This window comes from Marinobacter sp. HL-58, assembly GCF_001314605.1.
Lineage (GTDB): Bacteria > Pseudomonadota > Gammaproteobacteria > Pseudomonadales > Oleiphilaceae > Marinobacter.
Window position 1 is genome coordinate 320350 of record NZ_LIHP01000004.1, and the last position, 13447, is coordinate 333796.

A 13447-nucleotide genomic window follows, 5' to 3' on the forward strand; every position below is an offset into this window, starting at 1 on the left:
GCCTGATCATGGATTGCTGGCAAGCTCCTTCAGTGCGTCCATGGCCTCGTCGATGCGATCGCTGGGCACGAACATGTGGTCGTGATAGAAGCCGGCGATGACGTTCGTGGTGATTCCCCGGTCGGCCAGCAGACTGGTGACAACGGATGTAAGGCCCAGGGCTTCGAGGCTGGAGTGGCCCTCGAGCGTAATGCGGCGGAAAACCCGGTAATAGTCCAGGCCCTCATCCTGAGCCTGTTGCAGAGGAATAACCAGGGTAAGCCCCTCCAGTTCGGCAATACAGACAATCGGTTTGAGCTTTTCAAGCTCGCCGTACTTTGCGCGGGGCACTGTGCAGTAGACATAGGAGGTCGAGTCAAGCGTTGGCGATAGCTGCTTGATCAAATCCTGGAGAAACTGTGGTCGCTTCATTTTTACCTGTCCTCTGGCCGAATGTCGTCGGCTTCTTTTGGGGAATGTCTGGCTTATCTTCTGTCCGTGGTAAGTTTGGCATCCGGTGCATCATCGGCCGGTCATGATATACGCATGGCAGAGCTGTCCGTTTCAGTCTAGTCGCTGTCCGGCCCGAATGCAGGTGATGTCGGTTATACGGGTTTTGTCGCGCACAAATAAACAAGGGGCCGTTTCCGGCCCCTTGGTCAGTCTGCGGCAAGACAAAAACCGTTTACATGCTCGCCGCAACCTTGTTCAGCTCATCCATCAGATCATCGTCATCCTTGATCAGATAACCGATCTCCTTGTATTCGGTGACGGAAAGGTCGTTCTCCTCGACGATACTGGCCATTTCCTCCCTGGCCTCCTCCATCAATTCGGCAATCTTGTTCTCGTCACCGTCAGCCTCCATCATTTTCCCGGTGTAATCCTTCCGGGCCTCGGTCAACTCCCTGGATGACTTCAGGAAAGCCTCCAGATGGTCGCTTTTCACGTCATCGGCAGTGAGCTCTTCGGCTTTATCAGCCACCTCATCGAGGTACAGGTTATCGTGCTCGTCCGCGAGAGCCGTCGCACTGGCCCCGAACATCAGGCCAGCGGCACACATAAGCGAAGCAATATTCCGAGTATACACGTTCATCTAACCACTCCTTGACCACTCCAGGCAGTCATGTGAGCCACAATCTCGGTGGCTCGTGAATGTACATTTCAATGTGTATATCGTGCCGACGTACGGGGTCAATGAAAGTGGATAGATGTTCATTACAGGGAAATGGTTTGTTGTCCCCGAAAATATGCTGCCTGTGAATTACACGATCAGCATGATCGGAAAAGGCCTGTAACGAAATCTTACAATTCTGAAGAGGGTAAATAAGTGAAAGCCGATACAGAGGTCATTATGCCGTTAAAACGATTGCCTGCACCCTTATGAGTCCCTAGAATTCGCGGCATTGAACGCTTCTGACGGCACTCGGTGAGGCGCAAGCGGCAATTTAAAATCTAAGGCATTACCCCATGGAACAAGTGAATCAAATCAGTGCCGTTGAACCCGAGAAGGTTTCCCTCGACGCCGTTGAGATCGCAGGGCTCATCGTTCCGCTGCTATTTGCGATCATGGCTATTGTTCTGGTGGCACTGGCACCAGATTCTGCAGAAGCACCCTCAAAAGATTCGAAAACCGAATCCCAGCGGGTTGAGTTGATCGAGCAAATCCAGAGGCGGTAAGAGCTCGCCTGCTATTCAGCCCTTCAGCAGGCTGTCCTCCACAGCGTTCAGAAAACCTCCCATATCCACCACCTGTTCGGAGCCCGGGTCGACCGTCTTGCCCTTGAGATCCGCCGTAACTATGCCCCTGTCGACGGTATCGGTCAGCGCTGCCTTGAGGTTGACCGCGTATTCGGACAGAGGCGCATTGCCCTCACGCTCGCCCAGGGTTTCCAGGGCATTGGCCAGGGCAAAGATCAGCGCGGAAGGATTAAAGTGAGCTTCGCGACCATCGCTCTCAAGGTATTTCAGGTACAGGTCGTGGGCCGTGCCATGGGGTGCCTCGAAGAGCATGGTGCCGTCCTTGCTCTCGATAATTGAGCTGGCGGTGGCGAGACTGCCACCGAGTGCCGCAGAAATGTCCGAGAAGATGTCCCCGTCCAGGTTCTGGGACGGATAGAGCGCGTTCCTCGGTGGATCCGTGATCATTTTCTTGAGCTGGCTGGAGGGCCGCATGATCATGAATGACGGCGGAGGCGTATGTTCCCGGGCCAGGTCCCTCCTCACTTCGGTAATCACATCGCTGTAGACTTCATCGTATTCCATGTACTCGCGTTTGAGGCCGAAATACACTTCCTTGTCCTTCCGGGACGCATCGCGAAACACCTGCATTACCCAGTCCTTGATCGCTTCGCGGTCATTGGACATAAGCAACATCGGGTCGCCCTTGCGGACACGGCGGGCGTGCTTCTCGTCGCCATCAACGATCACTTTGAGAATACCGTCTTCCTGCGCCGGCATGTTGAAGCTGCCGTACTGGTCGCCACCGCCAGCGCTCATGCGGGAAATGGATACATGGGCACCCCGGCTGGGAATGCCAAGCTTCCGCAACTGGTTCACCAGTTTGAAAAGCTTGCGCCCGGTGGTGTTGTCAGGCACGCCCCACAGCGCCCGGTCCGGCGGGTTCGAAACAATGCGAGCGGCCTGGGCATCGATGAGCTCGTAATAGTAATTCAGCCCCAGATCCCTGATCTTCTGGCGGTAGTCATTTTCGTAAATGTCTTCGATAACCGAGCGCATGGCGCCGTCATAACCGGGGATTACGGTATCTTTCAGACCCAGGTAAACATCCCGTTTCTCGTCGATCGCGCGCTGGAAGAAGCGGTGTGCCCAGGCTTTGACGTCTTCTATGTCGTTGGTGGCCAGTAGCCAGGGATCGCCCTTGCAGATCTCGCGCCGGTGCAATTCCACCGGGTCACCGCTGCTGCCCACGAACATCAGCTTGACCACGCCGGTGGCCAGGGAAAGCTGGTTGAAGCTGTCCTTGATCCCGCCATGCTCCATGGTGTCGACTTCTATGTCGCGGCCGATCCAGTCGGGCCGGCTGATCTTCAGGTTACGGAACTGGATGTCCTCGCGGGTGATGTTGCCGCTGATTCCCTTGCGGATGGCACCATTGGGGGACTTTGTAGCCAGGGGGTTCAGGTTGGAGGCATCCACTTCCGGGTGCTTGCGGAGCAGTTCATCCAGTTGCTGGCGGTTGACGGTCATGCCGGCATTCTTCACCCCTACCCCATAACGCCGAAGCGCCTCGATGGCTTCAGTCACGGCTTTGCCATTGGTCAGCAGGCGGTGTTCCGCCGACAGGTCAATTTCTTCAAGCTGTATGTCCAGCCGTGCCGTCACGAATTTCTGGAGTATCTGCTCAAAAGCCACCTGCGCCATTTCGTCACCGTGGAGAATGACCAAAGGCGACGCTACACGAATCCTGCTGTCCATAGATTTCTCCCTGCGGTTGGGCCTTTCAGGTCGGTCTTATTCTGGCCCTGGCTGAGTAATCCCGAGCTTTTCGTTAACGGCATCACGAATCTCCCGGTAGCGATCAGGCTGGTTGATCAGCGTGTTCAGATCATCCTCGGGAAAGATCCTGTTTCTCTTTTCCAGCGCGTCCTCTCTGGAAAAGATAGCCGGTAAAAGCTGTTCCAGACAGCGCAACATCACCTCCGGTGAGACGGAAGCACCTGGCGAGGCTCCGAGCAGGGTTCCATAGGTCTTGTCCTGGGACACAAGGATTTCCGTGCCCATCTGCAAATCCCCATCCTTGATGATCTGGACCCGCTGGCCGGCTTCTATCGGTTTCCAGTCAAACTTTTTGCTCAGGCCCGGGGCGAAGCTCTCAAGTTCTTCAAGCATGCTTTTTTCGCCTTTAAAGGTTTCCGAAACCAGGTATTTAACCAGGGGAAAGTGCTCCAGGGCGACGTTCAGCAAGCCGGGAAGATCATGCAGGCGGATCGAGCTGAGGTAATCAAAGAACCCGCGGCCTTTTTCGAGAACCGGTTTGAACGACGCAAAAGGTCCAAACAACAGGTAATGCTTGCCATCCACAACCCGCAAGTCCAGGTGCGGAACAGACATGGGAGGCGCGCCAACCTTGGCTTTGCCGTAGGTTTTGGCCCGGTATTTCTGGGCCTGCTCTTCGGTAATTGAAGCCTTCAGGAAGCGCCCACCCACCGGGAAGCCGGCAAACCGGTTCCGGAACGGCAGGTGGCTTTTCTTCAGCAGTGGAAAGGCACCGCCCCCGGCGCCCACGAAAAGCACGTCTGCCCTGTGCTGGACCGGAGTTCCGTTGGTAACGGCTTCAATCAGCCAGCGCCCGGTCGGGCTTCTGTGAACACGCTTCACGTGGGTGCCGTACTCGATTTTCACACCCAGCTTATTCACCGCATAGGCCGCCATATACTCGGTTAAAGCACCGAAATTAACGTCTGTGCCGGTTTCAATAACGGTCGCAGCCATTTTTTCGTGGCGCGGGCGCTCCTCCATGGTGTAGGGAATCCAGCTTTTTATCTCATCGAAGTCTTCCGAGTAACGCATATGCTCGAAGAAATGATGGGCTGACATTTCCTTGAATCGCAGCCGCAGTTCCTCGATGGAGGATTCGGACACAATGGTGCAGTGCCTGGTCTGGTTGATGAAGGTCTTCGGGTCTTTTACAACGCCTTTGTCGAGCAGATAGGCCCAGAACTGCTTGGCCACGTTGAACTGGGCATGAATTTTAAGGGCTTTTTCAACAGAAATGACTTCTTCGTCGACCGGGGTATAGTTCAGCTCACAGTTTGCTTCATGGCCCGTACCGGCATTCCAGAATGCCGAGGAGTTTCCCGCACCGGCCTTGTCCAGCCTCTCAAGGATGGTAATGTCCAGATCCGGTGCCAGCTCTTTTGCCAGAGTGGCAAAGGTGGTACCCATGATCCCTGCGCCAATGATCACTACGTTCATAAGGTCTGCCCGCCAGGCTGATAACAGAGAAAATTAATCAGAAATTATATCTCTCTCAACGGTACCATGCTTCTGGCGCACCCTGTAAACCTAACGGTGGTCCACGTCGACAAAGTGTTCGCGGCGGTCATCAACCAGCGGAATACGCATGTCCTGCTGTTCGTTTCCGTCCACCGTAACGCGTTCATCCTGCCCAGACGATTCGCTCATTCGCCTGATGGTGATGTGGTACACCGTCTCGCGGAAACGGTAGTGAATCTTGTAGGCATCCCAGTCATCCGGGAAGCACGGCGTAATGCGCAGATGATCCACTTCCAGTTGCAGTCCCAGCAGGGTTTCCACGGTCAGCCGGTACATCCAGCCCGCAGCGCCGGTATACCAGGTCCAGCCACCGCGGCCGATGTGTGGTGACACGCCGTAGATATCCGCGCACATTACGTAAGGCTCGACCTGGTAGCGTGCAATCGCTTCAGGCGTACTACCGTGATTGACCGGGTTAAGCATGGCGAAAAATTCCCACGCGCGCCCGGTATCGCCCAGCATCGCAAAGGCCATGGTGGTCCAGATTGCGGCGTGGGTGTACTGGCCGCCGTTCTCCCGCACACCGGGGATATACCCCTTGATGTAACCGGGTTCCAGGCCGGATTTGTCGAAAGGTGGGTCGAGCAGCTGGATGATCTGTTTGTCGCGCCGCACCAGACGCTCGTCCACCGCCATCATCGCCTGCCGGGCCCGCTGTGGGTCTCCGCCTTTCGAGATCACGGCCCAGCTCTGGCTGATGGAGTCAATCTGGCATTCATCGTTACTGCTGGACCCCAGTGGAGTGCCGTCATCAAAATAGGCCCGCCGATACCAGTTGCCGTCCCAGGCATGGGCCTCAAGATTGCTTCGCAGTTGTTCGGCCTGAGCGCTGCATAGTTCGCTGAATTCGTGGTCGTCGCGGTCCCTGGCCAGGCCAGCAAACAGCTCGAGATTCTCCAACAGGAACCAGCCCAGCCAAACGCTCTCGCCACGGCCGTCTTTGCCAACAAGATTCATGCCGTCGTTCCAGTCACCACAGCCCATCAGTGGCAGACGGTGGGCGCCGAAGCGCAGGCCATATCTGAGAGCCCGCACACAGTGCTCGTAAAGGCTGGCTGCCTCGGATGAGCGTTGAGGCTGATCGTAGTAGGCTTCCTCCTCTTCATACAACTCCCGCCCTTCAAGGAAATGGACGGATTCGTCCAGTACACCGGTATCGCCGGTCGCACGGATATAGCGGCAGGTGGCATAGGGCAGCCACAGATAGTCGTCGGAAAAATGGGTGCGCACACCCTGCCCGTTTGGTGGATGCCACCAGTGCTGCACGTCGCCCTTGAGAAACTGACGACCGGCGTGCAGGATCAACTGTTCACGGGCGAGCCCGGGTTTTGTGTGGATCAGCGCCATGGTGTCCTGCAGCTGGTCCCGGAAACCATAGGCGCCACCCGACTGATAGTAGCCACTGCGTCCCCACAATCGGCATGACAGTGTCTGGTACACCAGCCAGCCGTTGGCCAGCACGTTCAGTGCCTTGTCCGGCGTGTCAACGTTGACCGCACCCAGGGTTCGGTTCCAGTGTTCCCAGACGGCTTCCAGCGCCTGCCGCGCGCCCGCCTGGCCGCAAAATTGCTGAATGAAATGCCGTGCTTCATCGCCGTTGGCTGCAGCGCCGAAAACAAACACAATCTCCTGCTCCTGGCCGGGATCCAGCTCGACCCGGGTCTGTAAAGCAGCGCAAGGATCAAGGCCGGCCCCTATCCTTCCCGAGAGGCGTTTGCGGCGCATGGCTGCAGGCGCCGAGAGCATACCGTTACGACCAATGAACTCAGAGCGATTTCCGGTGATTGACCGTTCCCGCCCGCTGACCTGCGCGAACACTACCCGGTTGGCACATTCGCGGCCATAAGCATTGCGGGCGAACAGCGCACCGGTGTGCAGATCGGTTTCCGTGACAATGTGCATCAGGTTTGCGTGTCGCCACTCGCCAAGTACCAGTTCCCAGTATCCGGTCAGCGACAGGCTGCGAGGACGATCCGATTGATTGCGCAGCTTGACCACCAGGAACTTGACGGGGGCATCCATCGCTACATAGGTGAACAGCTCCGACGCAATATCCTGTTCAGAGTGCTCGAACACGCTATACCCGAAGCCGTGCCGGCACACATAACCGGATTGGCCACAGGCAGGCAGTGGTGTCGGCGACCAGAATGCCCCGGTTATTTCATCACGGATGTAGAGCGCTTCGCCGCTGGAATCCGACAGCGGATCATTGTGCCAGGGGGTGAGGCGGAATTCGTGAGCGTTACCTGCCCAGGTATAGGCACTGCCGCTTTCGCTGACAACGGTACCGATATGGGGGCTGGCAATGACATTGGCCCAGGGCATGGGCGTGGTTTGCCCGGGTTCCAGCGTGATCACGTATTCGTGACCGTCCGGCGTGAATCCGCCGAGGCCATTGCAGAAAATGCGTTCGCGGGGGGCCAGTGGGCGAACGGTGTGTGTTTTTTTCTGCTGAGGCGGTTCCAGCAGATCTGACGTGCGCTCCGACGATACCCGGCGATCCACCTGTTCGATCAGGGTGTCTGCGGTATCGCTGAAGACGATACGGGCAACGGTCTGCAGAAGCACGCGTTCGTCCTCAGAGAGCTCCTCGGCACGCCGCAGGAAAACCCCGCCCGGTTTATCAATGACCTGCGCTTCAGGGCCGGCATTGATCAGTCCCATGATCTGGTCCTGCAGCTCTGCCCGATAGCCTGAAAACCCTTCATTGAGAATCACCAGATCGGCGGCGAGGCCCTTCATTCGCCAATAGGCATGTGCCTGCACCACCTGTTTGACCAGGTCAATGCGGTTGAGATCGCCAATCAGCAGAAGCACGATGGGCAGATCCCCCGAGATGGCAAAACGCCACAATCCGGCCTGCCCCAGGCGGTTTCGGGCAATGATACTGGATGCCGCGCGGCGCAGTGGATTGCCGTAAATGACAGAATTGGCCAGCCGGCCGAAGACCTGTGCATCGGCCTCTGTAGCATTCAGGTGCCGCAATACCTCCTGGCTCTGGAACCAGGCCATTTCGAATGCGCGCTCGACGAAGTGTCGGTCGCAGTATTTCTCGAGCAGCGCCAGTGCTGCCTCACGGGTTTCCGCAACCCCGGAAATAATCTGCACACTGGCCGATTCATCAGGCTGCAAAGTCATTGTGCTGCGGATTGCGACGCAGGGGTCAAGCACTGCCCCCTGGGTGTTCGACAGGCTTGCCGAGCGTTGTTTGTTGTCCAGCATCACCGGATTGGCGGCTGTACGGCCACGGCCCAGAAAGCGGGCACGGTCTGTCTCAAAGGAAGGTTTGTCGGCCACCATGCCCGGTGCAGCCAGTAGGTGAAACAGCCACGGCACCTGCTCGCCCGGCGTACGGGGGCGCCTGGTGCAGAGAATGGCCTGCTGCCCGGGCAGGATTTCAGTCTGTACGAAAAGATTACTGAACGACCGGTGGGCCAGATCGGCGTTAAGCGGCGCCAACACAACCTCTGCAAAACTCGTCACTTCAATGCGGCGGGTTCGTTCTGACTGGTTGGTGAGTGTAACGCGACGAATCTCCACATCGTCTTCCGGGGACACACTGATTTCGGTGTGTGCCTCGATGGCATGGTCGCAACGCCGATATTCCGCCCGGGCCTGCACGAAAATCGCTTCATAATAATCGGCCTGTCGCCGAGTCGGCTGGTATGCGGTGGACCAGAATTGCCCGTCGTCCCGGTCGCGCAGGTAAATAAACGTACCCCAGCCATCGGAGGTGGTGTCCTCGCGCCAGCGTGTGACGGCAAGGTCACGCCAGCGGCTGGCACTGCCGCCGGCATGGGTTGCCATAACATGGTAGCGCCCGTTCGACAGCAGGTGAACTTCAGGCAACAGCGTGTCAGGGTCAGTGAACACGCGCATGATGGCTTCAACCTCGGCACCAGGAGGCCGTGCAGCGGCACTCACTTCTGCCGCATGTGGATGCAGCGTATCGCCCTGCTTGGGCACCCGTTCCTGCAACAGCAGTTCGGTCGCCCGGACCAACGGGTCCGACATGAAACGCCGCTGCATTGGCTGGTCCAGCAATACATGGGCAAAAGCCAGAAGGCTCATGCCCTGATGATGTGCCATAAAGCTCTGCACGATGGCGTACGCCTTGCCCCTCGGCACGCGCGTGGGCGTATAGTCGATGGCCTCGTAAAAGCCATGGGTGCCGAGAAACCCCTGCCCGGCAAGCGCCTGCAGATTGCGACAGGCTTGCTGGGGCATCACTGTCAGAGCCAGAGCGCTGGCGTAGGGAGCGATCACCAGGTCCTCGCCCAGCCCCCGTTTGAAGCCAAGCCCGGGCACACCAAACGCCCGGTACTGGTATACCTGGTCAACATCAGTGGCGTTGTAGCAGGATTCGGAAATACCCCAGGGTACCGCTCGTTGCCGGCCGTACTCGATCTGCCTTGAAACGGCCGCTTTGCAGGTTTGCGCAAGCAAAGTATCGGGGTAGCTGGGCATGATCAGCTGGGGCATCAGGTATTCGAACATCGAACCGCTCCAGGAAATCAGGCTGACGTCGCCGCCATGGCTGGTCAGCAGGCGGCCCAATGCAAACCAGTGCTTCTGGGGCACCTGTCCCTGGGCAATCAGCAGGAAGCTCGCCAGGCGGGCTTCCGATGCCAGAAGGTCATAACATGCGGGATCGCGGCGCCGTTCACCCACGTCGTAGCCGATAGTAAGAAGACTGGAGCCGGCATCGTAGAGAAATTCGAAATCCATTATCGCCAGCATCGAGCATCGCTCTGCCAGATCATCGATGAGCGCACGCTGTGCCTGCTCTGACCCATGCGCCGCAGTGCCGAACTGCTCCCGGAGAGCACCCAACTGGTGCCCGAATGCCCGCACCCAGTAAACCAGCTCAGGATTCCTGTTGCTATCCGCTGGCAGCCTTTCCTGCAGGGCTGCGCCAATCGGGCCTAACTGGTCCAGCGCGCTGTTGGCGGCGGCCAGCGTCTTTGGTTCGCCTTCCAGTATTAGCGCCCGCAGGGTTTCCTGAAGCAGACCGATCGTCTCCAGAAGTTCGGGGGCCGGTGAGTCGGGCAGCTCCTCAACCACCAGTTGCAGGGTATCCTGCAGGCCTTTCATGGCGCTCAGGGATAATGCCGGCTGGTTTTTCAGTTCGTCCAGTCCTGCTTTCAGGGTGAGCAGACTGCCTGCCAGATTACCGCTGTCCACCGATGAGACATATCGGGGATGGAGCGGCTGAAGCGTTCGGGTGTCGTACCAGTTGAAAAAATGGCCGCGGTAACGCTCCAGTGTTTCCATGGTAGTGAAAGTGTTGCCAATACGTTGCAGGCATTCTCCGGCCGTCAGATAGCCGAAATCGACGGCTGCAAGGTCTGCCAGAAGCGACATGCCGATATTGGTGGGCGATGTGCGCGAGGCAATGGTTGCCTCTGGAGAGGCCTGGAAGTTATCGGGCGGCAGCCAGTTGTCATCCGGGCCGACGAAGTCCGCGAAGTAACGCCAGGTTCGCCGGGCTGCGGTTCTCAGGAAGGCCTGCTGGTCAATGCCAAGGTCAGGAGACGGCACAACCAGGGGCAGGCTGATCCACCAGCCGACAAGCGGCAGCGCCAGCCACAGCAACAGGACGGGAACCGCAACGAGCCACACCACCGGCGGACTTGCCGCGATGAACATTGCTGCGCCCACCGCCAGCGCGAGGACCGGCGCAACCCACATCTCCCGGCCAAAGTCAGCCAGTGACCGGCATGCATTCCGGCGCTTGTAACTCGGCAATTGCCAAAGCAACAGCCCCTTTTTCGTAAACGGCATGCGTAAGCCCGATCGCGCGATCGCCCCCAGGGCAATTCGGGTGTCATAGGGCAAAAAAGCCAGTGTCAGCAGGGCCAGCACGACAGGGCGACCGGCGGATTTTCCAGTCTGGCTCACGTGCACCAGCCAGTCGCAGTGTTCGGGCTTGCGGATCAGATCAGTCAGTGCGCCCAGCAGAACAGGCAGAAACAGCACGGCCGCCACCAGCAGGGACCATACCCACGCCCGGTCCGGGTCAGCAAGCCACCCTGCAACCAGCAGGACCAGTAATGCCGGCCCAACCAGGCTGCGCCGCAGGTTGTCGAAAATTTTCCACAGGGACAGGGCCGACAGCGGATTCGCCTGCCGCTTCGATGCAATACCAGCCGCATCAGGCGGCCCCGGCACCCTCGGCAGCAACCATCCGGCCAACTGCCAGTCACCGCGTATCCAGCGGTGACGTCGGCTGGATTCAATGGCGACACTGGCCGGTTCCTCTTCGATAAGGTCCACATCAGTGACCAGAGTGGAGCGGGCGTAACCGCTCTCCAGCAGGTCATGACTGAGTATAAGATTCTCCGGGAAGCGTCCGTCGACGGCCTGACGAAATGCGTCGACATCGTAAATGCCCTTGCCAATGAACGAACCCTCCCCGAATACATCCTGGTATACATCCGACACTTCCCGGGTGTAAGGATCCAGGCCCGAGTCACCGGAGAACAGCCTGGCAAAGCGCGACTGGCTGGCACTGGTCAGGCTGATTGAGGCCCGTGGTTGCAGGATTGCGTAGCCCTCGACAATTCGGCCTTTGGCCGCGCTGTAGACAGGACGGTTGAGAGGGTGTGCCAGGTTGCCCACCAGGGTGCGTGCGGCATCGCGCGGAAGCTGGGTATCGGTATCCAGGGTGATAACGTAGCGGATCGAACCAAGGATGGACTGATCACCAACAATGTCCGAAAAGGCATTGGCCGCTTCGCCCCGAAGCCGGGCATTAAACTGTTCGAGTTTGCCGCGTTTGCGTTCGTAGCCCATCCACACCCTTTCGAACGGATTCCACCGCCGTGGCCGGTGGAACAGGTAGAAAATGCAGGGCCGGTCGGCACGATAGGTTTGGTTGAGTTTTTCCACCGAGGCACGCGCGTAGGCGACCAGGGCCGCATCCTCCGGTAGCGATTCCGTCGGGGCATCGTGGAAGTCCGTCAACAGTGCAAGATAAAGATTGGTATCCCGGTTGCCGAGATAGCGTATTTCCAGGGCCTCGATCAGATCATCGATCTGCTGCTGGCTGCCAAGCAGCGTGGGGACAATGACCATGGTGCGATGATCGGTGGGAATACCCCGGGAGAAATCCAGTCGCGGCAACGCACGCGGCGGCATGAACAGCGTCACGGCCTGGTTCACCAGCGCTACCGCCAGTGCAGAGGCGCCAATCATTCCTGTGACCACAAGCACCCAGTAACGCCAGTCAGTCAGTGCAAGTCCGTTGAAGCCATGGAGCACGGCCAGGGTCGTGAGCAATGTCAGTAGCAGGATGGAGCCGAGGTACAGTGGCAAACGCACCTGCCTGCTCTGTCTTTTAATGCGTGTTCCCAACGACAGTCGGCAACCGACTTTATCCTCCAGTTGTGCTCGCCCGTCGTCAATCAGGAAGTAGCCGACGTGGGTGCTGCGTTCAGCCCCGCCCTGATGCGCGGCGGCCTGCGCAAGAAGTATGGCTTCCCGTGCAACCTCGATCTCGCCACATGAGCTGCCCCGGGACACATCCTCAATGACATGCCGGTAGCGGTCACGGGTCGCAAAATCCTGGCGGGAATGCATACCGGAAGGATCGTCGCGCAGGGTCTTTTCAACAACACTGAGTGACTCGACATACCCTTTCCAGTCCATGGTGCCGATGAAACGGAGACTGCCTATGCTGTTGGCAATGGATATCTGGTTGGCCGCATCCGTTCGCCCGGCCGCCTCGGACAGCTTTGTTGCCGTCACCCCCTGCTCCAGCAGCTTCTGCTCGACCCAGGTCTGCACAAAGGCCATAACGGCTCCCTGTGCCTGAAGCCGGTCGTAGAACTCTTCCACAAACGGCGCCGTCAGGGGTACATCGGCATGGGCGAACTCAGCCAGCAACTGGATCAGCTGCTTTGGGTCGGTCTCGGCGGCGGCAAGCATGCGGTCCGCCCAGGTGATAGCGGCATCGCGCTCCTCACGGCGCTGGGCGATTCGTACCCCCACACGGCGCAGGTTCTCCAGCAATGCCAGTTGCAACATGATGGGGAAAGCCCACAATTCACCGAGTTTCAGGGGGGCGACGGTCTGATAGGCAGCAACAAACTGGGTAACGTTGTCGCTGTCGACGCGGCCATCCATGTGGGAGATCAATTCCAACGCCAGGTCGTAGATGCGGGGGAATCCCGCCGACGGGCCGTCCGCCAGGCGTGGTAGCTGCCGGCTGTAGCCGCGCGGAAGGTGTCGGCGTGCCTGGCCGATCTGCTGCTCAATCAGATAGAAATTGTCCAGCAGCCAGGCCTCGGTGGGCACAATTCTTTGTCCCGGCGTCGCAGCGGCCGTAACAACATCGTAAGCCGCCAACAGCACACGCGCATTATCCGCCAGCCGCGGCAATAACCTGTCCGCCCCGGAACGTGGGTCTGTTCGATGCTGCCCCGCCAGAGTCACCGCATGGCGCTTGAGT

The 13447-nt window shown here is 58.5% G+C and carries 6 protein-coding genes; 1 reads left to right on the forward strand and 5 read right to left on the reverse strand.

From position 1 onward, the window contains the following. Positions 1–6: 6 nt before the first annotated feature. Positions 7–411 (reverse strand): ACT domain-containing protein, encoded by a 405-nt coding sequence (locus HLUCCO03_RS05250; RefSeq protein WP_027832002.1) that lies wholly within the window; start codon positions 409–411, stop codon positions 7–9. A 253-nt stretch (positions 412–664) separates the two neighbouring features. Further along, the gene (locus HLUCCO03_RS05255) at positions 665–1072 is read right to left on the reverse strand and encodes a DUF4168 domain-containing protein (protein WP_027832001.1); all 408 of its coding nucleotides are present in this window, start codon (positions 1070–1072) and stop codon (positions 665–667) included. A gap of 374 nt (positions 1073–1446) precedes the next feature. Between HLUCCO03_RS05255 and HLUCCO03_RS05260 the strand changes: the two genes are divergently transcribed. Then, entirely contained in the window at positions 1447–1656 is a 210-nt protein-coding gene (locus HLUCCO03_RS05260) for a hypothetical protein (protein ID WP_027832000.1), read from the forward strand. 15 nt (positions 1657–1671) lie between these two features. On the opposite strand, the gene HLUCCO03_RS05265 is transcribed toward HLUCCO03_RS05260, so the two are convergent. The 3 genes from HLUCCO03_RS05265 to HLUCCO03_RS05275 all read right to left on the reverse strand — a co-directional run bounded on the left by HLUCCO03_RS05265 (position 1672) and on the right by HLUCCO03_RS05275 (position 13293). After that, positions 1672–3414 carry an isocitrate/isopropylmalate family dehydrogenase gene (locus tag HLUCCO03_RS05265; RefSeq protein ID WP_027831999.1) on the reverse strand — a complete coding sequence of 581 codons (1743 nt, stop codon included), beginning with the start codon at positions 3412–3414 and terminating at the stop codon, positions 1672–1674. 36 nt (positions 3415–3450) lie between these two features. Continuing rightward, the gene (locus HLUCCO03_RS05270; protein WP_027831998.1) at positions 3451–4914 is read right to left on the reverse strand and encodes a malate:quinone oxidoreductase; all 1464 of its coding nucleotides are present in this window, start codon (positions 4912–4914) and stop codon (positions 3451–3453) included. Between the two features lie 90 nt (positions 4915–5004). Next, on the reverse strand, positions 5005–13293 hold the full coding sequence (locus HLUCCO03_RS05275; RefSeq protein ID WP_292016624.1) for a glucoamylase family protein: 8289 nt from the start codon (positions 13291–13293) through the stop codon (positions 5005–5007). Between the last annotated feature and the right edge of the window lie 154 nt (positions 13294–13447).